Genomic DNA, 25,469 nt, shown 5'->3' on the forward strand with positions numbered 1-25,469 from the left:
AGATGCAATCAAGCCCGAGCCAGGCTAATTTGGGACCTGCGGAGTGCTTCAGTTCTCCAACGATATCATGATGAGCGAGCTGGCGGACCGGTATGGCGGCCAGGCGGCGGTCCGGTTCTATGAGCAGTGCCGGGGCGCGGTAGGCTCGCTCGGCCGGCTGGCCGCCGCCGCAGGCCAATGGAACGACGGATTCCGGCCGGCTTCGAGCCTCTACGCCGCATCATCGGAAGCGGATGAAGCCAAGCTGGTGCGGGAGTTCCGGATGCTGGAGAAGAACGGCTTCCCCGTAGCCTGGGGCGCTTCCGCCGCCATGCCTTCCAGCGTTGCGGAGGCTTTTCCGGCCAGCATGACGACTTACGGCGACGCTCTGGCCAATCCGCCCCGGCTCGCGAGGGCGCTGCTGCGGATGGCGTCGGATAATGGCGTCCCCATCTTCGAGGAATCTCCTGTCCGCGAGGTGCGCCGGCGCGGCGGCAGCTGGGTCATCAGCGCGGGGGATGGAGAGGTGTCGGCCAGCCATATCGTCGTGGCGACCGGTTATATCCCGGGCATCAGCGCAGCCTCGGAGCTGAAGCCGATCCTGCGCCGGACCTACGCCCTGGCTACCCGGCCGGGCAGCGTGCCGACAGGCTGGCCGGAAGACAGCATGGTGTGGGAAACGGCCCGGCCTTACTTCTACTTCCGGACGACGCCGGACGGAAGGATCGTAGCCGGAGGGCTCGACGAGGACCGTCCTGACCCCGCCGGGGATGAGACGTTCCTGCGCGACCGCTCCGACATGCTGCTCTCCGATCTCAAGCGCTATTTCCCGGACGCCGAATTCGAAGCGGAATACGCCTGGTGCGGCACATTCGGCGAGTCGGCGGACGATCTTCCGTTCATCGGGGAAGACAAGGAGCAGCCCGGCATCTTCCACTCGATGGGCTGCGGCGGCAACGGCACCGTCTACAGTGCGCTGGCGGCCTCGATGCTGCTGGCCGCCCTTTCCGGAGAGAAGCATCCGCTGGCAGACATGCTGAATCCGCGCCGCATCATCCGCCAAGACGATGCCAGCGGCAAGCGCGGACGCTCGCTGCTCGCCTAAAGGAAGCCAAGGACTGCGGCCCAATCGGGGCTGCAGTCCTTTTTGACGCATGCCGCTCCCGGCTCTCCGCACTGATCGGGCGAGGCCAGGCGGTTATTTCTTGCCGATCCCCTTCTGCCATCGGACATGGCGCAGCTGTGTCAGCAGCCGGCTCCAAGCCCCGGAAGCCCCGCCGCTGCGCGGAAGCAGCTCGAGACCGGCGAGCGCCGCGATCCTCTCCGCCGTCTCGGCGACGCTCCAAGGCTCCGTATCGAGCTGCTCGGCGAAAGCATCCTGCTTCAGCTCGCGGACGCAGCGTCCGATCTGAGCCGCAGCCCAGGAACGGCGGCCTTCTCCCCGGGATCGCAGCCGGCGAAGCAGCTCTCCTTCGGAAGCGAGCAGCGCATAGTGGCGCAGATCCCTCCCGTCTCTGCGCAGCCGTCCCGCAATCTCCGCGAATATGAGCGGGTCCGTCACGGTCATCGGCACGAGCAGCACGCCGTCGTGAAGGTCGGCCAGATAGGACAGCATGTCGTAATTGAACCGCCTCCACAGCGGGAACTCCTGAAAATCCCCCTTTTGCAAGGAATCGGGCATGTTCGCCCTGATGTAGTAGCCGGCATTCTCCGGATCGAAGACATAGGAGCCCGGAAGCCTGCGGTGCAGCTCCCAGGCGGTCTGCGTCTTGCCGGATCCGAAAGCCCCGTTGATCCAGACGATCCGGCAGCCGCGGAACCCGCTATGGACAGCCTTCCTTTCTCCCGGTTCATTCACTTCATTTCAGCCCTTCCTTTAATCTCCATTTATGATAGTCTTGAAGCAATAAGACGAAGGAGGCCCCTCTTAAGTTGCCGGCAGGAGGCGGAAGACGACGCCCTCTCAGAGGTAAGTGCGGATCCCTGGGAAGGCAAGATCCGGGTACGAAGCTTCCGGTAAGCATCTCTATGAGAATACGCCTGCTTCTCTATGGGCATTACACCTGAAAGAAGGGAGGTCGGGCATGAACGACATCCAAGGGAGCTTCCAGCGGACAGATGGAGCCGAACGCAAGCAGCAGCTTGAACAACGGCTCGTTGCCTTACTCCTGTCCGATCCGCAGGCTCCCGCTCATCTCAGTCATTTGAGAGATCACGGCCCGCCAGGAGCCTGGCTGGCCGCCGGTTATGTCCGCAATCTGGTCTGGGACCGCCTGCATGACTACCGGGAACGCACGCCGCTTGAAGATGCGGACGTCATCTATTATGATCAGGAGCATCCGGACGAAGCGGAAGAAAAGGCATGGGAGCACAGGCTGGGCGCAGGCTGCCCGGAGCTGCGCTGGTCCTGCAAAAACCAGGCGCGCATGCATGTCGTCAGCGGACTCCCGCCTTATGGCGATGTCGCCGATGCCATGAGCTGCTGGCCGGAGACGGCAACGGCCGTCGCCGCCGCGATGAGGGAGGACGGCGCCATAGCCGTACTCGCCCCGCATGGCCTGGAGGATTTGTTCGGCCTCCGGCTGCGGCCAGGGCCCCGGCTGACAGATGCCGGGCTGTTCCTGCGCAGGACGCGCTCCAAGCAGTGGCTGGCCAAATGGCCCCGGCTGCAGCTGATTTCGGACAAGGACAAGAAGGAGGAGTTGACATGAGTCTGGCTTATTTCAACGGCCGGTTCGTCCCGCTGGAGGAGGCGGTCGTTCCGGTAGAGGAGCGCGGCCATCAATTCGGCGACGGCGTCTACGAGTACATGCGCTTCTACGACGGAAAGGGCTTCATGCTGGAGGAGCATCTCGACCGGTTCTACCGCAGCGCGGAGCTGATCCGATTGAACCCCGGCATCTCCCGCGCCGAGCTGCTGGCCGTCATGAGCGAGCTGCTGGAGAGGAGCGGGCTGCGCCATGCCGATATTTACATGCAGCTGACGAGGGGCATCGCCCCCCCGCAACCATCCGTTCCCGGATGCGCCTGCCTCTCTGTCCATGACGGTGAAGCCTTCCAGGAAAGTGGATCCCGAGCTGCGCAAGCAGGGCGCATCCGTCCTGCTGCATCCCGACGAGCGCTGGATGAACTGCCATATCAAGTCGCTCAATCTGCTCCCCAACGTGCTGGCCAAGCAGGCGGCCGTCGATGCGGGCTGCTTCGAGGCCGTGCTGATTCGGGAGGACGGATACATCACCGAAGGCTCCAGCTCCAACATGTACCTCGTCAAGGACGGCGCCATCCGCACCGCGCCGCTGTCCAATCGGATCCTGCCCGGCATCAGGCGCGAAGCGGTCCGCCGCATCGCGCTGGAAGCCGGCATCCCGTTCATCGAGGAGCCGTTCACGCCGGCCGAGCTGCTGGATGCCGATGAAGCGTTCCTGACCAGCACCGGCATCGAAATCATTCCGGTTGTGCAGCTCCACGGCCAGGGGCCGATCGGCTCCGGCGCGCCGGGCGGGACGGTCCGCGAGCTGCATCGCCTGTTCCTGGAGAAGACCTCGCTGCCGGCTTCGGTCTGATCCTGATTGTCCGCAGAAAAGAAGGCCGTCCCTCCAGCATGCGGAGGACGGCCTTCTCTTCTTATTCCATGCTATATTTATTGCTATTCCGCTCTCCCTCGACCGGTTGATTGCTTGCCAAAGGAAATCCGGATGAATATTCAGGGAGACAGCCTCAGCAGACGAAGGATGCCGTCCGGACAGCTCTTACATGCAGCTGCGGATGCGGGAGGACAGATTCTCGGCCAGGGCAGTCCTGCCGCGCTGGATATCCGCCTCGTATAGACGGAAGGAAATACGGGATTCATCCGTACCGAGCCACTCGGCAAAGCCGCCCGAACGGCGGTCGACCTCCATCAGCACATCCACGTACGCAGCCGAAGGGATGAAGACGATCTCCAGCTCGTCGAGTTTGCCGAAGCCCGACGCTCTGCCCGGAACCAGCTCGAATTCCTGCAGCAGAGACGTCCCATACCGGCTGTGGGGGGCATATTTGCATTCGACCTCGCGGGTGTGGAATCCGAGCGAGGACAACGCTTCCAGCACCTCGCCCACCAAAGGATGGGGGAGCACCTTGATGTAATCCTCGTCCGATGCGTCGAGAGAGCTCGCGATATCCAGCGCGGTCTTCAGCCAGATCTGCGTGCCGCCGGCGGTGATCGGCGCCGTCACCGGCAGCTGCCAGCGGAACGGAATCTCTTCCTTGCCCCCGGCTTTGACCTCGAATGCCGTGCGCAGGGGCAGCCTGGCGATCGCTGCGTTTTCCCGGACCTTCTGGTCATTCACTTCCTTGATGAAGGAGGTCATGAGCAGCAGCTCGATGCCGTTGATCTGCTGGGGTACCGCCCCTCCCGTCACGATGACCCGTCCGTTGATCTCATCCCCTGGACGAATGCCGCTGTAGGATACTTCCAGAACCGTATCGACCTTGGCCGACCCGATCCCGATTGAAGCCATCATATTCTTGAAAAAAGACATCCCTGCCACGCTCCTGCATCTGTATTCCCAGGATCTCTCGGCTGCACCGGGAACAGCTGGCGGTGTGGCTGCCGTCAGATCATGGATTGACAGGTAGTACGGCTCATGCCGTTCCAGGTTTCAGATCGGCAGCCGGCTTGCCGCGGGCTCCGGCATGCATGCAAAGGAACCGGCGGAAGCGCGCTCCCCCGGGTCCTGCCGCATGCTTGCTGCGGTGCTGGAATCATCATCATGTTCTTGCCCATCCCGATGTGTCTGTCTCGAGACCCGCATCATGCCCATCCCGTTCTTACTCCTTCTTTGGCGATGCGCTCCGCCACCAGCCGCCCGCCGATCGTCACGATCGGGGTGCCTCCGCCCGGATGGGTGGAGCCTCCGACATACCACAATCCGCCAAGGCGGGAATCCTTGCTCGGGTAGCGGAAGAAGGACTGGCGGAAGCCGTTGGAAGACATGCCATAGATGCTCCCCCTCCAGGCTCCGGTCCGGCGCTCCAGATCATCCGGCGTCTGAATCCGAAGCAAGCCTCCTTCCCGCCGGACAGCCGCTCCGATGCCGCGCAGGCCGCGGTCCTCCAGCAAGCCCAGGATGCGTGCGGCATATTCTTCCTTCCTGTTCTCCACGGAATAGCCGTCGCGCTGCGCGGGAGCGTTGACCAGCACGAACAGGCTTGACCTCGGAATTTCGCCCGCACCCGCCCTAACCGCCCCTCCGCCGGAACGGCAGACGTAGACGGCCGGCTTCTCCGGCAGAATTCCTTTGCGGAACAGGTCGTCGAATTCAAGATGGTACCGCTCGGGGAAAAAGACATTGTGATGCAGGAGCTGAGGGTAGTCGCTCTCCGCCCCGGCCAGCAGAACGAAGCCGCTGACGGAAGGCTCCAGCTTATGCAGCCTGGAGGTCATCCGTGAAGCTCCCGGATGGTCCGGAATCAGGCGGGGCACGGCCGCCAGCGCATCGGCGTTGACCACGACGGCGTCGGCCTCCCACAAGTTGCCGCCTTCGGTTTCTACGCCCGCCGCTTTCCCTCCGGCAATAAGAATCTCCTTGGCCGCGTCGCCGGCCGCGATGACGACCCCCAGTTCTCCGGCCAGCTTCGCGAAAGCCTCTACAATGGAGTACGTGCCTCCCTTGACTCCGAACACCCCTTGGCCGGCTTCGACATGAGCCATCATATTGAAGATGGACGGAGCGCGCTGCGGGGATGCGCCGACATAGGTGGCATAACGACCGAACATCGCCAATGTATGAGGATGGCGGAAATAGGTCCGGATCGTCCGGCTCATCGGGGTGAACGGACGAATCCGCCCAAAGCCGGCGAGCAGCGAAGGCTGCAGCTTGTCCCGCCAATCCAGCACGAGGCGGCTGAGAAACTCTTTGGAAGCCAGCTCATACAAGCGGGCGCTTTCCTTCATGAACGGCCGGTATTTCAGCGCGTCCTCCGGACTGTAGCGGGCAATCTGCTCCTCCATGTGACCGATGTCGCCGGTGACATCCACCACCGTCCCATCGTGGAAGGCATTGCGCGCGACGGGATCGAGCGGATAGAACTCGACATAATCCTCTCTGCGCCGTCCGGCCGCCTCGAACACCGAGTCGAAGACCGGCTGCATCGTCATCGTGCTCGGGCCGTTGTCGAACCGGTAGCCGGCTTCCTCCACGCGCTGCAGCTTGCCGCCGGGGCGGGGCTCCTTTTCGACGACTGTCACGTTCCATCCCTGAAGGGCCAGATGGATCGCGCAGCTGAGCCCTCCCAGGCCGGCGCCCACGACAACGGCTTTTCGGCTTCCGCTCATGCGTACCGCCTGCCTTTCCATTCGTAGCCGCTTCCGGCATAATGGACCCTCGCCGAATCCAGGCCGATGAAAATCGTCAGCACGATGCTGGCGGGCACGAACATGCCGTACCAGGCCGGAAGTCCGCTGGATAGATCCGCCGCCGTCTTCACCGCCATGCCCAGCGCCGCCGCGGACGCGGCCCAGCCCAGCCAGAGAGGAGCCGCCCCGGAGACGGCCCATGCCGCCAGTCCGCCCAGCAGAGCGGCAGGAGGCGCCAGATAGAGCAAGGCATAGACGATGAATACGAATCCCATCAAGGGAAGGCTTCTCCCGAGGCCGGGGAACAGGTTTTTGCGGTAGCCGCTCCATACTTCGCCCGGGCTGCGGTACATGCGCATGGACGCTACCCGGTCGATCCGGGCGAGCCGTACCGGCTCGCCCCGGAGCTTCGCCTGGCGGATCAAATCCATATCGTCCAATAGAGACTCGCGGACCGCCCCGTGCCCGCCCATTCTCTCGTAGCTCCGGGCTTCGACGAAAATGAAGGCGCCGTTGGCTGCGGCGAAGCGCGGATCGTCCGAGCGGGAGACGAGCCGCAGCGGCAGATGGATCAATATCGTGAACATCATCATGGATACGACGAGCCGCTCCATCCAGCCTCCGGTTTCCTGCCGGGGAAATCCGCTGACGAGTCCGCTCCGCTGAAGCGAGGCTTCCGCCGCGGCTGCCTCCAGCGCGTCCGGACCAAGCCGGACATCGGCGTCCACGAACAGCAGCCATCGGCCTGAAGCGGCCTCCGCCAGCTGGGAACAGGCATGGGACTTGCCCATCCAGCCTTCAGGCAGCGGTCCGCCCTGCAGCAGCTTCACCCCTGACTCCGGATCGCCGGCAATCCTGCTCACGATGCTCGCCGTCCCATCCTCGGAATGGTCGTCAAGCACCAGAATTTCATGCGGCCGCCCGCGCAGCGCCAGCAGCGACTGCAGGCAATCTCCGATATTCCTTTCTTCATTGCGGGCCGGCACGAGAATAGAGATATCACTCGGCATTACTTTGTAACCCTCTAGAGGAATGTCCGCTCTGGCTCTGGCTCTGGCGCTTCCGACCCGGCTCTCGGCTTCCTTCTTGTTCCGGCCTCCCGCCTCTTGCCGGCCCCCCCTGTGCCTGCTTGGCTCGCCAAGCTCCACAAGGTAACGGCGGTTCCACAGCACGAACAGCAGCTGGACTGCGAGCGCGCCCGTCAATGCCGCGAGAATGGCTGCCATGGCCGGACCCCCTTCTTGAGCTTCCGGTACCGGTCCGCTGTCGTTCTCCTGCCGCCTTCCCAGACCGCCTCATATCCGTTCCCGGTCCCGGGCAGCGGGCATTCCGCAAGAATCCTCCGCTGCTCGGCCGCCTGCTCCCGGAGCAGGACTTCGACCTCGGACGCGGCCTCGCTGCGGTCCATGCGGCTCCAATCCCGCCTCACGGGCTCGCCGAAGCGGACAGCCGCAAGGGGCTTCTGGTGATCGCCGAGCAAATAGCGCAGCGTGACCGGCCTGAGCTCGGCCCACCCGGCCCGGCGCATCAGATGGCCGATTCCGCTTGCAGCCCGAATGTCCGCATCCGGAGACATGATGGCTCCCTGCGGAAAGACCCACACCGGCGCCCCCGCCTGCAGAAGGCTTTCCGCATAGCTCATCGATTCCAGCATGTCCCGCGGCCGGCCGCGGTTGACCGAGAACGCCCCGATCTTCCGGAAGAAAGGATAGTTCCTGAGGCCTTGCTCATCCATCATGATGTAATGGTCCAGCCGGGACAGCTGCTCCGTCAGCTGGAACAGCACAAGCCCGTCCCACCAGGACACATGGTTGCAAACATAGAGCACGGGAACGCCGGCGCCTGTTCCTTCCCGGTCTCCTTCCATGTCTCCCGATACATACAGGCCGTGCAGATATCTCGGGAACAGGTAGTGCTGCTGATAGCGGAAAAACAGCCGCCGGAACCATGTCTTCTTATCGGCCTGAATCAAAGCGGACCCTCCCTTCGGCGGCCGCCATGACCAACAGCGACAGCAGAAATACAGGCATCATGCCTGCCTTGGCCGCGAGCAGCCCGAACAGCAGCAGCATTCCCTGCATGACCCGCAGCGCGGCAAAACGGGCTGAAGCAAGCACATTGCCGGAAGGCAGCAGCAGGGACAGGAGCGCCCCGACGACGAACCAGCCGGCAAAATTGGCGGCCGGGATGCCGTAGTAGGCTCCGCCGTCCTGCCAGTGCCAGAACCCCCCGCGCCTCCGCGACAGGATCCAGCACCAGATCGAGCAGCACGACCCATGCGCCCGTCTCCAGGGCGCGGACAAGCCTGCCCCGCGAGCCCGACAGGAGGGCGCCGTTCAGAATGACTCCGACCCATGCCAGCCCCATCGTCCACGGAACGCCGCCGAGCAGCGATCCCAGCGTATTTTCGTAGCGGTAGGTGCCGAAGGGGAATCCGGTATGCACGCCTGCATACTCCACCGCGAAGGTGCCTGCCGCAATGCCGGCGGCGGACAGAGCGAGACGGCTCCAGCCGACCGGCCGGGAGAGAGCTTCATCCCGATGCTTCGGAACTGCGCCTATTCCGGTCGCGGCCAGCTCGCACAGACAGAGCGCGTAGAGGACCAGAAACACTCCATTGGAGAACTCAAGCGGCTTCGGCACCTCGGAGAACACCATCAGCAGGAAGCCGACGGAGTACCAGACGGCGAACAGAGCGGTAACGGGATATGCGGATGCAAGCCGCCGAAGAGCGGCCCGCTGCCCTTTTCCCGATGCCCGCCCTTGCCCCTCTTCTCTCGCTTGCCGTTTTTGCCTTTCTTGCCGTTTCTGGCTGCCAGGCCGTTCCTGGAGATTCTGAAGGCCGCTGTCCATGTGCCCCTCCCGTTCCGTGCTTCTGGAAGGATGGACGGGAAATGTCTCCTCCTGCGCGGGGCGGCTCATTGAGCCAGCCTCTCCGGAGACGAGGGCTGCATTCCGGCTTCCTCCTCCGCCGTAAACCCTTCTCCCGGATCGGCGGCTTCCCGCTCCGCCTCGGCCATATCGGCCATCACCGCCCGGAAAATCGTCTTTTTGGCCTCGTCGCTCACATACGCCCGCTTGCCGTACACATCGTATCCGTTCTCTTCCACCGCGTGCAGAATGGCAAAATAGTAATGCGCGGCGAGGCGGATAGCGAACGCGCTTTCCTGGGGATACGAGGACAGATGGGCGAGGCCGCGCCCGAACCACTCCCGGGCCGTCCCGGCAAGCTCGCCGAGCAGCCGGCGGAACGCCGCGTCCACCTCTCCGGCCTCGAACATTTCCTCCGAATACCCGCAGCGCCTCATCAGCTCAAGCGGGATGTACCGCCTTCCAAGACCTCGGTCTTCTCCGACGTCCCGGATGATGTTGACGATCTGCATGCCTTTGCCGAGCCAGATCCCCGCCTCGACGATGTCCCTGTCCGGGCTTTCGTGCAGGACGGGAAGCAGCATCTCGCCGACGGAGCCGGCGACTCGGTAGCAGTAATCCTCCAGCTGATCCAGCGAGTCGTAATGGGTCTGGACACGGTCCAGCCGCTGTCCGCTCATCTGGGTCAGGAACGGCTCCTTCGCGAGCGGGAAGCTGGCCATCAGCCAGCGCAGGGAGGGCCAGATGAAGTGGCCTTCCGCTTCGTCGAGATTGCCGAACAGCGCCTCCAGCTCGTCCAGACTGTAATCGGCCTTGTCCGGCTCGTCTACGGAATCGTCGATCATCCGGCAGAAGGCATAGATGACGAAAACAGCCTCGCGACGGGGCGAGGACAGCAGGCGGAAGGCTTCGTAAAAGCTGGCTGAGCTTCTTTTCATGACCTCCTCGCATGAGGCGGCCAGCCGCGGATTCAACATGGTTCCAGCTCCTTTGCGATTTGTTGGGCGAGCAGGCGCGCGCCTTGCATGACAATCGGAATGCCCCCGCCGGGATGGACCGAAGCTCCGACCGCATACAGCCCCTCCACCGGAAGCGGCTTGACTTGAGGACGGAAGCTGCCGGACTGAGTCAGCACCGGAGCGATGCCGAAGCTGCCTCCCCGGTAAAGGCCGTCGCGGGCGGCATCGCGCGGCGTCCGGATGCGGCGCCAGCGGATGCTTTCCCGCAAGCCGGGGAGCAGCAGCCTCTCGGCCCGCTCCAGCACGCGTCCCGCCAGCGCCTCGCCCGCACCGTCCCAATCCAGAGCCTCGTCGGCCGGCACGGGGACGAGGAAGTACAGCGCGCTATGCCCATCGGGAGCGGCATCCGGGTCGATGGCGGCAGGGTTGAACATGTAGAAGGAGGGCTCCTCGGACAAGCGTCCGCGCCGGAACACATCCTTCATATGGTCTCCGTGGCGCTCGCCCAGGAAGAACTGATGAACGCCGGCATGGTCCCATCGCCTTGCCGTCCCGGCATAGATGAGCAGGCAGCCGGAGGATGGGCGGAAGCGGCGCGGCTTGCCGCGCCATCCTTCCAGCAGCCCGGCCAGCGCCGGATAGTCTCCATTGAACACGACCGCATCGTAGGCGAGCTCCTCCCCGCCGGTCCGGATGCCCGTGCAGCGTCCGCCCGATACGACGACCTTGTCCACCGGAGCCGAGCAGCGGATGAGAATGCCCTGGTCGGCGCAGGCCTGCTCAAGCACAGGCGCCAATCCGGCGTACCCGCCTTTCAAATACCAGATGCCGTGCTTGTGCTCGCTGTAGGGAATCAAGCCGTACAGAGCCGGGGCCTCCTGCGGCGATCCTCCTATGTACAGCGACTGCAGGGAGTACGCCTCGCGGATCCGGCGGCTGCGGAAGTAGGAGCCCGCCCAAGGATCGATAGCCCGGTAGGCTCTCGAGCGAAGCAGGAATTTCAGGTTGGCAGGCGTCAGGAAGGAACGGATGCCGGGGAACGAACGGGATAGAAATGCGTCGAAGCCGTATTCGAACAGCTCCTCCATATCCTCCATGTACCGCCGGAAGTCAGCCCCTCCGCCGGAATACGCTCTCTCCAGATTGGCCTCTTGCAGGCTTCGATCCTGCCACTTGGTCCAGCGCGTTCCGTCCGGGTAGTAGAAGTCGTACAGCGGATCGCAGCGAAGCAGCTGCACGGCATCGTCCGGCACTCCGGCTTCGGAGAGAATCTCCCTCAGCAGCTCCGGCAGCAGGACGATCGTCGGCCCCCGGTCGATCCGGTACATGCCCGACTCGTCCGATTCGTAGGCCAGCCGTCCTCCCGGCGCCGCCTCCTTCTCGTAGACGTCGATGTCATGTCCCTGCCGGCGCAGCAGCAGCGCCGAGACCAGCCCGCCGACTCCGGCACCGATGACGGCGATCCTCATCGTCCCGCCCTCCTCGCCTGCAGCGGCGCATGGGCATCCGTCCGAGCCTGCCGTTCATATTGCCTCAGCAGAAGCTCCGAGCTGATCATCGCCGACTGCATGATCGTCGGCAGCCCGCTGCCGGGATGGGTGCCTCCGCCGACGAGGAAGCAATGCTCCGCATCCTGGAACTTGTTATGCGGCCGCATATACATCATCTGATCCAGGCTGTGGGCGAGATTGAAGGTCGCTCCCCGGTAGACGAACGATTCCCGCTCCCAGTCCGCAGGCGTATGCATCCGCTCCTCCTCGATCAGGCTGTCGACCTCCGCAAGGCCGCTCTCCCGGGCGAGAACGTCCAGCATCCTTCTGCGGATGCCGGGCGCTTCCCGCTCCCAGTCGATTCCCGACCGGTTATTAGGCACCGGCATCAGCAGATACACGGCCGATTTCCCTTCCGGGGCCAAGGTTGGATCCAGCCGCGACGGATTATGGATATAGACGGACGGGTTCTCCGACAGCCGCAGCCGCTTGGTCATGTCATCCACATTGAGGCGGTAATCTTCGGCGAACACGATCTTGTGGTGGGGAAGCTGCAGCGGAGCCCCGATGCCCAGATACAGCAAGAATGTGGAGAGGCTCAGCTTCTTTTTCTCCAGCCGGGCCGGCGCATGGCGGCGAAGCTCCCCGGGCTCGAACAGCGTGCTGACGGCATGCCCGTAATCGGCGCCGATGACGACGTCGTCCGCTTCGACGACCGTACCGTCCTCCAGGCGGACTCCGGCTGCGCGGCCAGCGCTCAGCAGCACCCGTTCGGCCCCGATCCCGGTTCGGATGACGCCTCCATGCTCCCGCGTCACCTCCGCCATCGCCTCGCAGATGCGGTTCAAGCCTCCGACCGGATGATAGAGTCCGTATTCATGCTCCAGGAAGCTCAGCATCGTGAAGGCTCCGGGACATTCCCAAGGCGACATGCCGAGGTATTTGGACTGGAAAGAGAACGCCCAGCGCAGCCGCTCATCCGTAAAATACTTGGACAATCGGCTGTGGACGGTGTCCAGAACATCCATCTTCGGGAGCGCGCGCAGCATCCGTCCCGACAGATAGTCGGACCGCCGCGAGAACGGCTGCCGCAGCAGCGGCATGAGACCGGCAAGCTTTTTGCGCTCGCGCTCCATGAACCGGAGGTAGTTCGCCCCATTGCCCGGGAACAGCTCCTCGACATGGGCCGCCGTTTCCTCGTGGCTGCCTCCGGGAGAGAATTCCTTCTCTCCGAATTTCAACGTATACAGAGGATCGACCCGCTTCAGCTCCACATAATCCTGCAGCCTGCGCCCGCTGCGCTGGAACAGCTCCTCCATGACGGGAAGCATCATGAGGAACGTCGGACCGCGGTCGAAGCTGTACGCTCCCAGACGCAGGCCCGAGGTTCTCCCTCCTACATAGGGCTGCTTCTCCACGACAGTCACGTCCACACCTTGGGAGGCCAGCAGCATCGCTGCCGCCAGCCCGCCCGGTCCGGCGCCGATTATGACAGCCCTTTTTCCCACAACCATCCCATCACCGCTCCCATTATCCGATCTGGCCCTGAAAATAGACATAAAGGAAAGCTTAACCATACCCATTAATTAACCCAACGGTATAATTATCAATCAGGACTATTTCTCTTTCCATCCGGATTTTCCTGCTTGTCCGCAGGCGGGCATGAAGATAAGTTTTTAAAGCTTGTACTTGCAGGATATGAGCCGGAGATGCGATTGAGAACGGAAGGACGGAATCGGGGATATGACAACGGGGCAGCCGCAGAATGAGCGGGAGCAACTCGAGGCGCAGCTGAATGATTTCCGGACGCTGATCATGCTCATGCTCTCAAGCGCGAGAATGGATCCGAGCTCCCGGAAGCGAGGCCGAACAAGCAAGTGAGTTCACAAAGAGCGGCAAGCAATTCTACCCTCCATACTTCCACAAAAAGTAAGAACCCGCAAGCAGAGTACCCTCTCTGCCGCGGGCTCTGCCCTCTTTTCATCAGCAAATGCGCGCTTTCTTGGCCAGCGAAAGCCCCGGACACAAGGCCACGGCAACGGGATGAACGGACCGGTCTGCCGGAAAAGACGGCTTTCTCCGAGAGGAGGGAGAGAAACGCCTCGATTCGGCCCGCTCGCCCGTCGTGCCTTACGCCTCCCCTTCCCTTCGCCATTCTTCCGGCAGCAGCCGCTGATAGCGGGGCTGCATATAGCGGTCGTCCACGAGCAGCAGGACGCCGGTGTCGCTCTCGGAGCGGATGAGGCGCCCGCCGGCCTGCAGAACCTTGCTGATGCCGGGATAGACATAAGCGTAATCGAAGCCGCTCCTTCCTTGCTTCTTCTCGTAAGCGGCAAGCAGGTCGCGTTCGGGACCGAGCTGGGGAAGCCCGACGCCGATGACCGCGACTCCTTCCAGCCGTTCGCCGGCGAGATCCACGCCCTCGGAGAAGATGCCGCCCATGACGGCCATGCCGAGCAGGGCATCGCCCCCGGGCTCCGGAGGCTGGTAAGCGGCGAGAAAGCGGTCCCTCGCCTCCTCGTCCATGTCGGGCCTCTGAAGGCGCAGCCGCAAACCGCGCTCCTTGCCCCCGCTTCCCGCCCGCGCAGGGAACAGCGCTTCTTCCGCAGGCTCTCGGGCATCGGCAGCCTCGCCTTCCGCATGCAGGACCGACCCTTTGTCCCCGCTTGCTTCCTCTTGCCCGCTCGGATTCTTGCCCCCACTCGCTTCCTCTTGCTCGCTCGAACCTTCCGCCGGGTTGGTTCCGGAAGCCTTCACGGAATCGGCGCCAGCTTCACCCGCTTCCGCACCATCCGGCAGCGCGGCGGCGCTGCCGGGATTCAATTCCAGCAGAAGCTGTTCGTATAAGGCGTTCATATAAGCATAGGAGGGAAAGAAGGCGAGCCAGTTGCCGCCCTTCTCCCGCACCGCTTCAAGCAGCAGGCGGGCCAGCGGCTTAAGCGTGGCGCCGCGGTCGGCATAACGCGTGGACAGCGGCACGAGGCGGACCTCAAGCTGCTCCCGTCCGAACGGGGACGGCAGCGTCAAGGAGCGATCCTCCTCCATGGCGCCAAGCTGATCCATATAGAAGGGCAGCGGCGACAGAGTCGCGGAGAAGAACACGCGTCCTCCGTAGGCCTTGCCCGTCTGCTGCAGCAGACGGGATGGATCGAGGCACATGATTCTCGCCTTCACGCCGCCCCTTGCCAGCTCGGCCATCGCAACGAACCGCTCGTCCATCCACTCCCCGGCAGCTGCGAACGCCTTGGCTGCCCAGTAGGCTTCAAGCAGCAGCGCCGCGGTCTCCGCTCCGCCCTCATCCCCGCCTGCCGCCAGATGCGGCTCCGCCTGCGCGATGAACGCATGGACCGACTCCAGCAGCTGCTGCGGAGGAGCTTCCGACACATACGCGCCGGGACCTGCCGGACGCAGCCCGCCCTCTCCCGCTGCAGCTCCAGCCTCCGCTTCCTTGCGCAGAGCGATGAACGCCGCGTTGACGCCCTTGGCAGCGGCGGACAGCCCGGCGGACAAACCCTTGTAGGCGCGCTGCAGCGCCAGGAAAGGCGCCTTGTCCAGCTCCGCGCTGTACATGGAGCGGGCGCGGTCGGGCAGATTATGGGCCTCGTCGACGAGCAGCGCGGTCCCCTTGGCCTGCTCGGCCAAAAACCGCTTCAGCGAAACCTTGGGATCATAGATGTAGTTGTAGTCGCAGATGACGGCATCGGAGGCATAGGCCGCCTCAAGGGAAAATTCGAACGGGCACACCCGGTGCTTGAGCGCGTACCGCTCGATGACCTCGCGCGTCATCAGCGTCTCATGCTCCATCAGATCCAGCACCGCGCCGTTGATCCGGTCGTAGTATCCGTCCGCGAACGGGCAGTCCTCCTTGCGGCAGCTGACGGTCTCCTGCAGGCAGATCTTCTCCTTTGCCGTCAGCGTGACGGCATGGAGCTTCAACCCCTGCTCTTCCATGCGGCGGACCGCATCCTCGGCGGCAGTCCGCGTCGTCGTGCGCGCCGTCAAATAGAACAGCCGTGAAGCCGCGCCCGTTCCGAGGGCGCGCACAGCGGGCCAGAGCACCGACATCGTCTTGCCGATGCCGGTAGGGGCTTTGGCGAAAAGCCCGCCCTTATCCTCCAGCGTCTTGTAGACGGCGGCGGACAGCTTGCGCTGGCCGGGACGGAAGCCCTGGAACGGGAACTCCAGCCGCTCCAGGCTGGCATTCCGCTCCAGACGATGCCGGCGCAGCATCCGGGCGAAGGGAGCGTACTGCTCCAGCATCCAGAACATTCCCTCCCGCAGCTCGTTCAGCCCGAAGCTCCGCCGGATCCGGAATACCGCTCCCGAGTCGGCCTGCACATAGGTGAGCTGAACATCCATCCGTTCCAGGCCTTGCTGCATGGCATAGATATAAGCGTAGCCCCGGGCTTGCATCCAGTGGACCCGGTGGCCTTCCCCTCCCAGATCCTCCAGCCTCCCGGAAGTAGACTTGATCTCGTCGATGACGGGACCGCCTTCTGCGGCGAGCAAGCCGTCGCAGCGCCCCTCCACGGTCCATTCCACGCCGCCCAGGGCCAGCTCCATGCGAAGAAACACCTCGCGCTCGCTGCCTTCTCCATATTCGGCCTGCACCGCTTTGTGGATCCGCGTCCCTTCCGTCAAGGAGGTCAGGCTGCGGAAGCCAGTCTCGATGCTGCCGCTGCGGCATGCATATTCGGCCAGCGCCCTTACCGCGATTCGAACCGCCGGCGCGGTTTCTGCAGCTTCCGGTTGTCTCAACGCTTCCGGCGCTTCCGATATATCCGTCGCTGCCGGCGTGCTCATCGCTTCCGGCGCTTCGGCTGCTTCAAGTCTCCCCAAAGCTTCCGGCTTGTCCATCTCTTCCGCCGCTACAACCGCTTCCGGTTTCACCGGCGCTTCCGGCGCTTCTGCCGCATCTGCAGCTTCCGATCCTGCCGGCGCTGCCGCAGCCTGCTTCGGTCCGCTCCCATCCGTTCGGCGGGCTTGCTCCGTTCCGCTTTCCTCCGCTCCAAGCCGTTCCATCCGCGCCGTCCCCTTTCCGTCTCCTTCTGCGAACACTCGTTCCTCCATTGTAGCATGGACCGGCACTTTGCACGATCCCGCCGGCCCGTCCCGAATCGTCGCCCGCTCCGGACTTGCCTCCGCCGTTCAGGCGGGCTCGACCTCCCGCCGGGAACCGAAACCGGCGCGTCGCCATGCGCCGTGCCGGGTAAGAGGGGACATGCTTGCTTTCTTCTTTTCCTTCCAGAACCTGCGAAAACAACCCAACGGAAACAAAAAGAGTTCAAGGAGGTTTTATCCATGGGAACCTATATCGAAGTTGAGCCGAACGTCCGCCTGTACGTCGAGGATCTCGGCCAAGGACATCCGGTCGTGTTCCTGCACGGCTGGCCGGCCAGCCAGCGCATGTTCGAAACCCAATCCGTGCTTCTGCCGAAAAACGGATACCGCTACATCGGCATCGACTTCCGCGGCTTCGGCAAATCCGACTCTCCATGGGAAGGCTATGATTATGACCGCATGGCGGACGACGTGAAGGCCGTCGTGGACAAGCTCGGCCTCTCGTCCTTCACCCTGCTTGGATTCTCCATGGGCGGAGCTATTGCCGTACGGTACATGAGCCGCCACCGGCAGCACGGCGTAGAGCGCCTCGTTCTGGCTGGCGCCGCCGCGCCGCGCTTCACGCAATCCGAGAGTTTCCCTTATGGGACGCCGCCGGAGAAGGTCGACGAGATGATCGACGACACTTACCGGGACCGCCCGGCGATGATCAGCGACTTCGGCGCCAAGTTCACGCTCAAGAAGCCTTCGCCTTCATTCGAGGCCTATATGTCGATGCTTTGCCTGGAGGCGACCGCGCATGGCACGATCCGGGCGATGGAATCGCTCCGCGACGAAGACCTGCGGCATGATCTCTCGAACATCAGCGTGCCGACATCGATCTTCCAGGGAGTCAAGGACGAGATCTGCCCGTTCGAGCTGGCCGAGGAGACCAAGGCGCGCATCCACGGCTCCACCATGATCCGCTTCGAGGAAAGCGGCCATGCGATGCTCTACGATGAGCCGGCCCTGTTCAACGAGTCTTTGCTGGATCTGCTGAGAGCCGGCAGCGGCGCGGCAGCGGCGGGACGCGTACTCTAGCCTTGGCGCTCCGCCCCTTTTCCTTCCCGGCTGTCGGAGAGGAAGCGCGAATTCCATGCGCCTGCGGAGATGAAAAGCCCCTTTCCGGGGCTTTTTCCTTTCCTTCTCCATAAATATTGCGGCTTATCGTCACATTCGCTGTTCCATCGAGCCTGCGGCTGTGCTACGCTGAGGAAACTAGATTCCACTGGAACGGGATGTATGACGTGACAGCCTTTACCTCTACCTATATCGTTCTGACGGCTCTGGCCGGCGTCCTGAACGTTTTTGTCGCCCTCTATGCCCTGATGAGCAGGGCTTTGTTCTCGGGCAAGCTCGTCTTCATCCTGATGGCGCTGGCCAATTCCTTCTATACGTTCGGAGCCGCATTGGAGAAGACGTCCGAGACTCTTGACGGCATGATGCTCTGGACGACCGTCCAGTATGCCGGGATGCCTTTCTCCGCGGTGCTCACCTTGCTGCTCGCGCTCCACTTTCTCGGCAAGGCCGACCTGATTCCCGCTTGGGGACGCTGGCTTCTGTTCGTCATCCCCTCCATTACCTTTCTCCTTGTTCTGACCAACAGCCATCATCATCTTTTCTACCAGGACATCTACTTCCATAGGGGTCTGTCCACGCCGACGATGGATTTCACGATGGGCGAATGGTACGTGGTCCATGGCTGCTACACCTTCGGCACCCTTTTCGCGGCTCTCTGCCTCATGTTCCAGGCGCTGCTCCGTCCCGGGAACAAAGCTTACCGCCGCCAGCTGATCGCTTTGTTCGCGGGAATCCTGCTTCCGATTACAGCCTCGCTCCTCTACTTGCTGGGCTTCAGTCCGAACGGAGTCGATCCCGTGCCGGTCGTGCTCTGCTTCACGAGCCTTCTGTTCGTCTATGCCTTCCTGTCCACGGACAAAATGGCCCTGCTTCCCGTCGCGCGGGAAAACGTCATGGAGAGCATGGGAGAAGGCGTGCTCGTGCTGGACGCTTCCTGGCGCCTGCTCGACAGCAACCGTTCCGCCCGCGTTCTGCTGCCCGCGCTGGCGCGCTCCGCCCTGGGGCAGAGCCTGGGCAGCCTCGAGCTTCCGGACGGAGCCGCCGCCGCCTTCCGCAGCGCCTGGGAGCAGCCGGGCAAGCCTTATTCGTTCGCTAGCCCTCCGCTGCCGGGCGAAGAGCCTCGCTGGTGCGAGGTCTACGCCGCTCCCATCTCGAGAGGCGGGGGACAAGCCGGCGGCTGCCTGCTTGTGCTGAGCGACATCACGGAGAGGCGAAGCCTGCAGGAGGAGCTCAAGCGGCTGGCCTCCCGCGACCCGCTGACGGGAATTCTCAACCGCGGCGCCTTCATGCGCGAAGCGGAGGAAGCGCTTGGCCGCTGCTTCGGCGACGGACTTCCCGTCTCGATGATTCTGTTCGACATCGACCACTTCAAAGGCATCAACGACACGCTCGGTCATGAAGCCGGCGATTCCGCCTTGCTGCACGCCGTCTCCGTATGCAGCTCTCTGCTCGGCCCAGACGTCCTGTTCGCGCGCTACGGCGGCGAAGAATTCGTGCTGCTGCTGCCCGGCATCGACAGCTTCACGGCCGAACAGCTGGCGGAATCCATCCGCATGGCGCTGGAGAGCACTCCTGCCCTCGACCCGGACGGACGTCCGCTCGGCATCCGGGCAAGCTTCGGCGTCGCCGGCTTCGGCAGGACGGCGCTGCCCGTGCAGGATGGCTACCGGGCGTTGTTCCGCTCCGCCGACCAAGCTCTTTATGCAGCCAAAGAGCAAGGAAGGAACCGCGTCATCTCCGCTCCGTCTTCATGAAGCTCCCTGTCCCGAAGCCGAATCTCCTTTCGGGCTGCCGCCGGCATGACGCTCCTCCAATCTTGCCTTTCGGAGGGAAGGGTTGCGCTCTCTTTATAACCGAGTATAATAGTCGGTATAAATGGGTTTGGAGAACAGGAGAGAAGCCGATGACGAATGCGCAAAAGTATGCTCAGTGGATGGATGACCAGCTGGATCTGTACAATTACGCGGTGCGGATCGGCGACGATCCATGGCGGCGCGAGCTGCTGCAGCAGCTGCAGGACAAAGAAAGCTTCCAGGAGCAGCTGCTCCGGGATGAGGCCCGTTCGAAGCTCTGGAGCGAATTCGAGGAAATCAACCGCAGGCTGGAAGGCCTATACGGCCGCCTGAAGGAAGCGGAGAACGACGAGATTCGCGCCCGGCTGTGGGAAGCGGCCTGGAAGCTCCGCAAGGAACGCTCGCGTCTGGCCGCCCGCCTCCGCCAGAGCGCAGAGGAAGTTAGCCGGCAGCCAGGCAGGAGCAGCCTGAAAGGGTAGGAGATAAAAAAAGGGTATCCAGCCGCAGCCGGCCGGATACCCTTTTGCATTTGTTTTAGGCGTTCAGCCCGGATTGGCCGCTTGCCTTGCCGCCTTCCGGCTCGGGATCGTCCTGCTGCTCGACCTTCTCGCTCGGCACTTCGGCGCCTCCCTTGCCGACTTCGGCCTCCTCGCTCTCGACTTCCTCGCGCACCGACTTGTCCTTCTCTGCGAATGATTCCATGTCCTCATCCCTTTCCCGCATAGTAAGCCTCATGTTCTTCCTTCAACGGTTTCCCGGATTTAGAAACGCCTTCCCTGTCTCGCTGTTCAAAGAGCGTTCCCGAACGATGGCAAGCCCATACCGGAATCATCGGCGCAAGAGGACTTCACGGCTGGACGGGGCGGCGACATCGCTCGCCGCGAGCCTGGGCACGGGGCGGAGGAGCCGCCGGCCATAAAAAAGCCGGCCCGGAAAATCCGGCCGGCTGTCGAGCACTCAGTTGTACTGCATCGGAATTTGCTTGCTTCTCCAGAGACTCAGCTCATCGGTCAGCTTGCCGCCATTGCGGTCGGAGACTTTGAGGAAGTTGGACAGCTTGAGCAGCAGCGGGCTCTTGGAGACATCTCCGTCCGCCACGGCTTTCTTGTAGGCTTCAACCGCCTTGGCATCGATGACTTTGCTCTCGTAATCGAACAAAGGCGTGTTGTTGCTGCCATAAAAGACGTTCCACTTGGTCAGGCGGTACATGGACTCCACCTTGGCCTTGCGGTTCGAGGACGGATAGCTGCGCAGGAATTTCTCCTGGGCCAGGTTGCGCTGCAGCAGCTCTCCCCAGCCGATGATGATCGCCGCATCTCTAAGCGTCGGCTTCGACGTCTCGAGGGACATCATCGCGATATATGCGGCGATATCGGCCCCGACATGGGATTTGTAGGCTTCATAGGACACATAATCGATTTCGGGGAAGTACATTCCTTCCGCCGTGGAGATGCGGTAGCCTTGGCTGCGGGCTTCGCCGAGCAGCTTCTTCGTCTTCTCGTCGGCCGCGTTTTTGATCAGCGAATCGATCGAGCCGCTGCTTCCCTTGCGCCAAGCCGCGTCGATCGACTTCTGCACGGAGCTCGCGGCGATGCGGTCCTGCAGCGATTCCAGCCCGGCAGTCTGCGCATTCTCCAGACGCAGCACCATCATGGAGGCCGTCCATTTGTCGGCTTCGCCAATATGCTTGTTCAAATAGGCAACGGCCTGGCCCAGCGTTTTGGAGCTGGATGCCAGCCTGATATATTCGTTGTACATCTTCTTGATCGCTGCCGCATTTCCGGGAACGGCGGTTATGGCCGCTTCGCCTGCTGCGGGTGCCGGCTGGCCTTCGAGGGCAAATACAGCGCCGCCTCCGGAGAGAGCCATCGTCAAAGCCAAAAGAGAGCCTGCGGTTCGTTTCCAAGTCTTGTTCATCATGTTGTTCCTCCCTGATCATTCCGCTTTTGCTTCAGGTGCGCACCCTGCTTACCCTTTCAGACGGTATATACACGGGAAGGTTGCAAGAGAATCAAAGTCCGCTCCGCATTCATGCGAGTCATGCCGGTTCAGCGGCCCGCATACCCTATTAGGGACAGGTATCCAGCAGCATCGAGACGGAGGTGAATGCAATGGCATGCGAAGTAACATGCGAGGTCAGCAGCTGCAAGAACTGGTCTCTCAACAACGTCTGCGCGGCGGCAGCGATCACAGTGGCGCTGTCCGGCGAGCGGACGGACCGCAAGGCCGAGGAAGCGGGCTGCCGCACGTTCGAGCCCAGACAGCAGGAAGCTACCGCCTGATTTCCTTCTTCTCCGCTCTTCCGAAGCGGCGTGCAGGCTTCATGCGCTCAACTGCCGGCAGTTGGAACGGTGCCGGCCGAGCCGGCGGCGGTCGAAAGCCTGTCGGTCTGCCAAACGACAAAAAGGCGCCTAGGCGCCTTTTTGTCGCGGCATTTATTTCTGCAGATCCAGACAGCCGCTCAGAGGAGCCGGTTCAAAGCCTGGGCTTCGACTTCCAGCTGCTCCGCAGCATCTCCGATCGAATGGAACTCCGCTACGGCCTCCCGGATCCGGGCTCGGCTGTCCCGCATCGCGGACTGCGACCTGCGGGTGTCTTGGCTGAGCCGGCCGATCTTTCCGGATATGGCCTCGACCGTCTCCTCGATCTCCTTGGCGGAGGTCTGCACTCTCTGGGCGAGCTTTCTCACTTCCGTCGCCACGACATTGAACCCCCCGTCCATGCTCCCCGGCATGCGCGGCTTCGATCGCCGCGTTCAGGCCGAGCAGATGCGTCTGGGACGAAATCTCTCCGATGATCTGGACGATGCCGCCGACCGCTTCGGCCTGCTGCTCCAGATCCAGAAGAAAGCCGAGCTTCGACTCGCTGTCTTCGACCAGTTCCTCGAACGTCGCCGCAATGCGCTCATTGCGCCCGATGCCGACTTCTGTCCGCTCCCGCAGCTCCTCCGCCATTCCCGTCAGCTTCTCCCTCACGCCCGCGGCTGCGGCTTCGCGTTCCGTAATATCGGTCGCCACCTTCAAGACGGCCTTCACGCCGCCGTCGGCTCCGATAATCGGCATATAGGTCGCTTCCAGCCACAGCTTCCTCCCGTCCTTGGCCAGACGCAGAATCTTCTCCTGGAATTTGCGGCCTTTCCTCAATTCTTCCCATAGCTTCAGATAGGCCTCGCTGGCTGCAAATTCAGCCGTGCAAAACTCCCTGTGATGCAGGCCCGGCAGCTCGTCCTTCCGGTATCCCATTGCCGCGGCAAAGTTTTCATTGGCCCAGAGCACATTTCCTTGGGCATCGAACTCGATCATCGCCAAAGCCTGCTCAAGCGCAGCCAGGACGGAATTCCCCTCCAGCACTTGCGTGCTCTCAGGTGTTAGGTGGGCTATTGTACTCAAAGATGACACTTCCCCGCGGCTGGTTTAGGAATCTAGATGTCGGCAGGCATATGGACGTTCATTACCCTTCATTCGGCGGCTTGAACCGTTTCTGTTCACCATCGAGAAAACTATTTTTCGGCGGGAATACGACCTTCATCGCCATCATGCTCAGAAACCGTTGCCCCGAACGGATCTCCGCGCACAAAAAAGCCCGCCGGCAGCATGGCTCCGGCAGGCCCGTCGATCCCTTTTCCCAATGCAAGGCCCCGATTTCCCAAAGCCTCCTTACCCTTTTGCTTGCTTGCGGAACATGCCGTACAGCTTGCCGATCGTAGCGGTATTGATATCCATATTGTTCTCGTAGGCATACTTGACCGCGTAGCCGAGCGCCAGCGTCATCGCTCCCGCCACCGAAGCTCCGGCTACGGACCCCGCTCCGGGAAACAGCTTCAGCACTTGCCTGAATACGCTTTTGCCGATATTGCCGACCACAGTGGCGACGACGAGCTCGCGCGCCGTCTCCTTGCTGATCGGCTTGCCGTACAAGACGGCCAGCCGCGTCAGCAGTCCGATCTGCACCGCCGTGATCGGCACGATATCCGCACCGGGAATCGGAGCCGCTCCGATGGCCGATGCGGAGGCGGCCGCTCCGAGGATCCACTTGTTAGCCGCCGCCGATTTCTCCTTGAGATTTTTCGCGAACAGCAGATCCTTGGACTTTTTTCGGAGCAGCTCCAGAATGGCGGCCCTCAGCGCTTCGATATTCTCGCCGGTGCGGGAGGAGACGGGAACGACATCGTACTTGCCTCCGGTCTCCTGCTTCACCCTTGCCGTGATGCGGTCGACCTCGTCCGCCGCATCGATCTTGTTGAGCACGATCAGAATATTCGGATTCGTGTCCCGGATCGCCTCGAAGGAGCGCTTCTCCGCCTCCGAATATACCGTTCCGGCTGCATTCAGGAAGAACAGGATGATGTCCGCCTGACGGTAATAATCCATCGTCTGCTGCGAATTCTCCACCCGCACGTCGTTCAAGCCCGGCGTATCGACAAAGAAGATCCGCTCCTTGAACAGGTACGGGCGGATATCGGCCGTTTCTCCAGGCTCCGCCCCGACTGCCGCCACCGTCTCGCCGACAATGCGGTTGAGGGTCGAGGATTTGCCGGCGTTCACGTCGCCGACGAGCGCGATCAGAATATCCTGGTCGAGCTCCCTGCCGATCTCGGCCATATGCTGCTCGTACTGCGCCTCCGCGGCTCGTCTCCATTCGACTTCCCAGCCGGAAGCTGCGGGCAGAAGCTCATTCAAGCGTTCCCCGAGAGGAGGCGAGAGCAGGCTGGAGTCCGGGCGGGAATCATCCATGCCGGCTGCAAGCGCGCACATGGAGCCTCCTTCCGCCGGGTGGACCAGCAGAGCGCCGGCGCTCTGCTGGCTCGACGCCTGATCCAGCTCGGCAGCGGCGGCATAAGCATCGGCGGCATCCCCTCCCGAGGGCGCCGCCGCGCTTGCCCCGTCCTCGGAGCCATCCGGGAACGCCGCCGCGTACGATGCGATGCCATCCGTCAGCGATGCGGGGGCGCCTGAGGCTTCGGATGAAGCCGCTCCGGCAGGCAATCCGGCCGCCGCCGCACGCCCCGCTTCGATCATGGCATCCGCCTCGCCTTGCATGGCCTCCTCGGCCATTTTCCGAACGCGATCCGCTTCCGGCAATTCCCGTCCCCCGTCGTGTCCATATACCCGCTCTTCCATTCCCAGTTCTCCCTTCGGCTCTTCCGTATTCGACCGTCATGAAGTCTTTCTCTCTCTTACCTCGAAAAGGCCCGGCGTGAATCTCTGGCGAAGCGCCGCGCAGCGGAAGAAAAGGTTGCCCGCACCGCGCCGCGGGTATGATAGCCTCATAACCGTAAAACCAAGGAGGCCCGCTATGAAACCCGTTCCCGAGCATCGCCCTTCCGTCCGAACATTTTCATTCCGCGATGACGGCAGCATTCCCAACCATCACAGCCTTCCCGTCCTTCTCTATCCTTCGGCCGTCTCCGGGCCGGGACGGATGGAGCCGCTCTTCGCCTCCAACGGATGGGGAAATACGTGGACGAACGGAGTCTTTTCCTATCATCACTACCACAGCAATGCCCATGAGGCGCTCGGCGTCGTGCGCGGCAGCGCCAAGCTCCAGCTGGGAGGAGAGCAAGGAGAGATCGTCGAGGTTCAGGCAGGCGACGTGATCGTCCTGCCGGCAGGAACCGGACACAAGAAGCTTCAGGCGAGCGCCGATTTCCTTGTCTCCGGCGGTTATCCCGGAGGCATGGATTACAACATCCGCACAGGCAAGCCCGGCGAGCGTCCGCGCGTTCTGGAGGAGATCCGGCTCGTGCCGATGCCCGTCTCCGATCCCGTCTTCGGAAGGGAAGGACCGCTTCTGACGCTGTGGGACCAAACCGAAGGGTTCAAATAGAGAATACGACGGACTTGGCCGCAACATTGGAGCC

At 62.7% G+C, this 25,469-nt stretch carries 22 protein-coding genes and 3 pseudogenes; 9 read left to right on the forward strand and 16 right to left on the reverse strand.

Features of this window, described 5'->3' with window-relative positions; all coding sequences use genetic code 11:
• The first annotated feature begins 43 nt into the window (after window positions 1–43).
• Window positions 44–1,084, forward strand: a complete 1,041-nt coding sequence (locus BN871_RS07450; protein ID WP_048745218.1) for an FAD-binding oxidoreductase — start codon at window positions 44–46, stop codon at window positions 1,082–1,084.
• 93 nt (window positions 1,085–1,177) lie between these two features.
• Here the strand turns inward: BN871_RS07450 and BN871_RS07455 are convergent, their stop codons facing one another.
• On the reverse strand, window positions 1,178–1,837 hold the full coding sequence (locus tag BN871_RS07455; protein ID WP_021881752.1) for an AAA family ATPase: 660 nt from the start codon (window positions 1,835–1,837) through the stop codon (window positions 1,178–1,180).
• Window positions 1,838–2,063: 226 nt separating this feature from the next.
• Between BN871_RS07455 and BN871_RS07460 the strand changes: the two genes are divergently transcribed.
• From BN871_RS07460 to BN871_RS07465, 3 genes and pseudogenes are all read left to right on the forward strand, one after another.
• A complete protein-coding gene (locus BN871_RS07460; RefSeq protein ID WP_053086950.1) occupies window positions 2,064–2,690 on the forward strand; it encodes a nucleotidyltransferase family protein in 627 nt (208 codons plus the stop codon).
• Window positions 2,691–2,815: 125 nt separating this feature from the next.
• A pseudogene (locus BN871_RS29600) lies at window positions 2,816–2,923 on the forward strand (D-amino-acid transaminase); the annotation flags it as partial.
• A gap of 97 nt (window positions 2,924–3,020) precedes the next feature.
• Window positions 3,021–3,542, forward strand: coding sequence for an aminotransferase class IV (locus BN871_RS07465; protein ID WP_269745408.1), 522 nt, complete (start codon window positions 3,021–3,023; stop codon window positions 3,540–3,542).
• Between the two features lie 186 nt (window positions 3,543–3,728).
• Here BN871_RS07465 and BN871_RS07470 read toward each other — a convergent pair whose 3' ends face one another.
• The 10 genes and pseudogenes from BN871_RS07470 to BN871_RS07510 form a co-directional block, all read right to left on the reverse strand.
• Window positions 3,729–4,499, reverse strand: a complete 771-nt coding sequence (locus tag BN871_RS07470; protein ID WP_048745219.1) for a sporulation protein — start codon at window positions 4,497–4,499, stop codon at window positions 3,729–3,731.
• A 272-nt stretch (window positions 4,500–4,771) separates the two neighbouring features.
• Window positions 4,772–6,295 (reverse strand): NAD(P)/FAD-dependent oxidoreductase, encoded by a 1,524-nt coding sequence (locus tag BN871_RS07475; RefSeq protein ID WP_048745234.1) that lies wholly within the window; start codon window positions 6,293–6,295, stop codon window positions 4,772–4,774.
• Window positions 6,292–7,542, reverse strand: coding sequence for a glycosyltransferase family 2 protein (locus tag BN871_RS07480; protein WP_053086951.1), 1,251 nt, complete (start codon window positions 7,540–7,542; stop codon window positions 6,292–6,294). Before BN871_RS07480 ends, BN871_RS07475 begins: the two co-directional genes overlap by 4 nt.
• Window positions 7,518–8,288 carry a lysophospholipid acyltransferase family protein gene (locus BN871_RS07485; protein ID WP_048745220.1) on the reverse strand — a complete coding sequence of 257 codons (771 nt, stop codon included), beginning with the start codon at window positions 8,286–8,288 and terminating at the stop codon, window positions 7,518–7,520. The genes BN871_RS07480 and BN871_RS07485 overlap by 25 nt, the downstream gene beginning before the upstream one ends.
• Entirely contained in the window at window positions 8,272–8,619 is a 348-nt protein-coding gene (locus BN871_RS30180) for a carotenoid biosynthesis protein (protein WP_374725880.1), read from the reverse strand. The genes BN871_RS07485 and BN871_RS30180 overlap by 17 nt, the downstream gene beginning before the upstream one ends.
• Window positions 8,609–9,238, reverse strand: a pseudogene (locus BN871_RS07490) (carotenoid biosynthesis protein); the annotation flags it as partial. The pseudogene BN871_RS07490 and the gene BN871_RS30180, both read right to left, overlap by 11 nt.
• A complete protein-coding gene (locus BN871_RS07495) occupies window positions 9,235–10,125 on the reverse strand; it encodes a phytoene/squalene synthase family protein (protein ID WP_232312887.1) in 891 nt (296 codons plus the stop codon). The gene BN871_RS07495 and the pseudogene BN871_RS07490, both read right to left, overlap by 4 nt.
• Window positions 10,126–10,157: 32 nt before the next feature.
• Window positions 10,158–11,615 carry an NAD(P)/FAD-dependent oxidoreductase gene (locus BN871_RS07500; RefSeq protein ID WP_021880467.1) on the reverse strand — a complete coding sequence of 486 codons (1,458 nt, stop codon included), beginning with the start codon at window positions 11,613–11,615 and terminating at the stop codon, window positions 10,158–10,160.
• Entirely contained in the window at window positions 11,612–13,150 is a 1,539-nt protein-coding gene (locus BN871_RS07505; protein ID WP_083436303.1) for an NAD(P)/FAD-dependent oxidoreductase, read from the reverse strand. Before BN871_RS07505 ends, BN871_RS07500 begins: the two co-directional genes overlap by 4 nt.
• 616 nt (window positions 13,151–13,766) lie before the next feature.
• Window positions 13,767–16,694, reverse strand: a complete 2,928-nt coding sequence (locus BN871_RS07510; protein ID WP_232312889.1) for an ATP-dependent DNA helicase — start codon at window positions 16,692–16,694, stop codon at window positions 13,767–13,769.
• Between the two features lie 243 nt (window positions 16,695–16,937).
• Between BN871_RS07510 and BN871_RS07515 the strand changes: the two genes are divergently transcribed.
• The 3 genes from BN871_RS07515 (at window position 16,938) to BN871_RS07525 (ending at window position 20,088) form a co-directional block, all read left to right on the forward strand.
• Complete coding sequence (locus BN871_RS07515) at window positions 16,938–17,777, forward strand: alpha/beta fold hydrolase (RefSeq protein ID WP_021880471.1); 840 nt, start codon at window positions 16,938–16,940, stop codon at window positions 17,775–17,777.
• Window positions 17,778–17,983: 206 nt separating this feature from the next.
• Complete coding sequence (locus BN871_RS07520) at window positions 17,984–19,570, forward strand: histidine kinase N-terminal 7TM domain-containing protein (RefSeq protein WP_198158022.1); 1,587 nt, start codon at window positions 17,984–17,986, stop codon at window positions 19,568–19,570.
• A gap of 149 nt (window positions 19,571–19,719) precedes the next feature.
• A complete protein-coding gene (locus BN871_RS07525) occupies window positions 19,720–20,088 on the forward strand; it encodes a hypothetical protein (protein ID WP_021881802.1) in 369 nt (122 codons plus the stop codon).
• A 55-nt stretch (window positions 20,089–20,143) separates the two neighbouring features.
• Here the strand turns inward: BN871_RS07525 and BN871_RS07530 are convergent, their stop codons facing one another.
• Entirely contained in the window at window positions 20,144–20,311 is a 168-nt protein-coding gene (locus BN871_RS07530; protein WP_021881801.1) for a hypothetical protein, read from the reverse strand.
• Between the two features lie 255 nt (window positions 20,312–20,566).
• Entirely contained in the window at window positions 20,567–21,529 is a 963-nt protein-coding gene (locus BN871_RS07535; protein WP_021881800.1) for a hypothetical protein, read from the reverse strand.
• Window positions 21,530–21,720: 191 nt separating this feature from the next.
• On the opposite strand from BN871_RS07535, the gene BN871_RS26660 reads away from it, so the two are divergent.
• Window positions 21,721–21,891: a DUF1540 domain-containing protein gene (locus tag BN871_RS26660; RefSeq protein ID WP_083436304.1), complete on the forward strand. Its 171-nt coding sequence runs from the start codon at window positions 21,721–21,723 to the stop codon at window positions 21,889–21,891.
• 179 nt (window positions 21,892–22,070) lie between these two features.
• Here the strand turns inward: BN871_RS26660 and BN871_RS29855 are convergent, their stop codons facing one another.
• The 3 genes and pseudogenes from BN871_RS29855 to BN871_RS29865 all read right to left on the reverse strand — a co-directional run bounded on the left by BN871_RS29855 (window position 22,071) and on the right by BN871_RS29865 (window position 24,729).
• A complete protein-coding gene (locus tag BN871_RS29855) occupies window positions 22,071–22,343 on the reverse strand; it encodes a methyl-accepting chemotaxis protein (protein WP_332310204.1) in 273 nt (90 codons plus the stop codon).
• 34 nt (window positions 22,344–22,377) lie between these two features.
• A pseudogene (locus BN871_RS29860) lies at window positions 22,378–22,911 on the reverse strand (PAS domain-containing protein); the annotation flags it as partial.
• Window positions 22,912–23,265: 354 nt separating this feature from the next.
• The gene (locus BN871_RS29865) at window positions 23,266–24,729 is read right to left on the reverse strand and encodes a GTPase (protein ID WP_332310203.1); all 1,464 of its coding nucleotides are present in this window, start codon (window positions 24,727–24,729) and stop codon (window positions 23,266–23,268) included.
• A gap of 175 nt (window positions 24,730–24,904) precedes the next feature.
• Here BN871_RS29865 and BN871_RS07550 point away from each other — a divergent pair, with 175 nt between their 5' ends.
• Window positions 24,905–25,435 carry a cupin domain-containing protein gene (locus tag BN871_RS07550; protein WP_048745223.1) on the forward strand — a complete coding sequence of 177 codons (531 nt, stop codon included), beginning with the start codon at window positions 24,905–24,907 and terminating at the stop codon, window positions 25,433–25,435.
• Window positions 25,436–25,469: the final 34 nt, after the last annotated feature.

It is taken from the genome of Paenibacillus sp. P22, assembly GCF_000469945.2.
In the GTDB taxonomy this organism is placed as follows: domain Bacteria; phylum Bacillota; class Bacilli; order Paenibacillales; family Paenibacillaceae; genus Paenibacillus_O; species Paenibacillus_O humicus.

What these genes read in the sequence shown, in the direction of transcription:
- BN871_RS07460 (WP_053086950.1), top strand. Translation starts at nt 2,064, where the DNA reads ATGAACGACATCCAAGGGAGCTTCCAGCGGACAGATGGAGCCGAACGC.
- BN871_RS07480 (WP_053086951.1), bottom strand. Translation starts at nt 7,542, where the DNA reads ATGGCAGCCATTCTCGCGGCATTGACGGGCGCGCTCGCAGTCCAGCTG.
- BN871_RS07495 (WP_232312887.1), bottom strand. Translation starts at nt 10,125, where the DNA reads ATGAAAAGAAGCTCAGCCAGCTTTTACGAAGCCTTCCGCCTGCTGTCC.
- BN871_RS29855 (WP_332310204.1), bottom strand. Translation starts at nt 22,343, where the DNA reads ATGCCGGGGAGCATGGACGGGGGGTTCAATGTCGTGGCGACGGAAGTG.
- BN871_RS07470 (WP_048745219.1), bottom strand. Translation starts at nt 4,499, where the DNA reads ATGTCTTTTTTCAAGAATATGATGGCTTCAATCGGGATCGGGTCGGCC.
- BN871_RS26660 (WP_083436304.1), top strand. Translation starts at nt 21,721, where the DNA reads ATGGCATGCGAAGTAACATGCGAGGTCAGCAGCTGCAAGAACTGGTCT.
- BN871_RS07505 (WP_083436303.1), bottom strand. Translation starts at nt 13,150, where the DNA reads ATGGTTGTGGGAAAAAGGGCTGTCATAATCGGCGCCGGACCGGGCGGG.
- BN871_RS07500 (WP_021880467.1), bottom strand. Translation starts at nt 11,615, where the DNA reads ATGAGGATCGCCGTCATCGGTGCCGGAGTCGGCGGGCTGGTCTCGGCG.
- BN871_RS07535 (WP_021881800.1), bottom strand. Translation starts at nt 21,529, where the DNA reads ATGATGAACAAGACTTGGAAACGAACCGCAGGCTCTCTTTTGGCTTTG.
- BN871_RS07465 (WP_269745408.1), top strand. Translation starts at nt 3,021, where the DNA reads ATGACGGTGAAGCCTTCCAGGAAAGTGGATCCCGAGCTGCGCAAGCAG.
- BN871_RS07550 (WP_048745223.1), top strand. Translation starts at nt 24,905, where the DNA reads ATGAAACCCGTTCCCGAGCATCGCCCTTCCGTCCGAACATTTTCATTC.
- BN871_RS07515 (WP_021880471.1), top strand. Translation starts at nt 16,938, where the DNA reads ATGGGAACCTATATCGAAGTTGAGCCGAACGTCCGCCTGTACGTCGAG.
- BN871_RS07530 (WP_021881801.1), bottom strand. Translation starts at nt 20,311, where the DNA reads ATGGAATCATTCGCAGAGAAGGACAAGTCGGTGCGCGAGGAAGTCGAG.
- BN871_RS07475 (WP_048745234.1), bottom strand. Translation starts at nt 6,295, where the DNA reads ATGAGCGGAAGCCGAAAAGCCGTTGTCGTGGGCGCCGGCCTGGGAGGG.
- BN871_RS07525 (WP_021881802.1), top strand. Translation starts at nt 19,720, where the DNA reads ATGACGAATGCGCAAAAGTATGCTCAGTGGATGGATGACCAGCTGGAT.
- BN871_RS29865 (WP_332310203.1), bottom strand. Translation starts at nt 24,729, where the DNA reads ATGGAAGAGCGGGTATATGGACACGACGGGGGACGGGAATTGCCGGAA.